Raw genomic sequence first — 395 nt, 5'->3', positions numbered from 1 at the left:
CCATGGCGCCTTCGCCGGACTGGGTCTTCTTGGTCATGTGCGTCTCTCCTGATCCATCCCGCTGGTTACGCCGCTGCTCGGCTCAGCTCGGAGGCGCCGGCGGCGCCCGCGGTCTGCTCCTTGAGCGCCGCGATCAGGCCGGGACGGTCGAACTTGGCGACATAGTCGTGGAAGCCGGCCTGTCGGCCGCGCTCGATCGCGGCCGGCGACACCAGCGCCGACAGCCCGATGATCGGCATCGCGCCGAGATTGCTGTCGGAGCGGATGGTCTCGGCGAACTCGAAGCCGTTCATGTCGGGCATCTCGATGTCGGTCAGCACCACGTCGAAGGTCTGCGCGCGCAGCGCGGCCAGGCCCTCCTGCGCGGTCGGCGCGGTGCGGACGCGGTAGCCCGC

Annotated in this window: 1 protein-coding gene; it reads right to left on the bottom strand. The window is 70.4% G+C overall.

Annotated elements, in window-relative coordinates; genetic code table 11:
* Nucleotides 1-65 precede the first annotated feature (65 nt).
* Nucleotides 66-395, bottom strand: a 330-nt coding sequence (locus tag AC0L2O_RS36435; protein ID WP_473373154.1) for a response regulator, incomplete at its 5' end; no start/stop codon positions are given.

It is taken from the genome of Bradyrhizobium sp. Kon10 (assembly GCF_055807395.1).
Note: the sequence above shows the minus strand (reverse complement) of the source record. Positions and strands in the feature narration are given on the sequence as shown.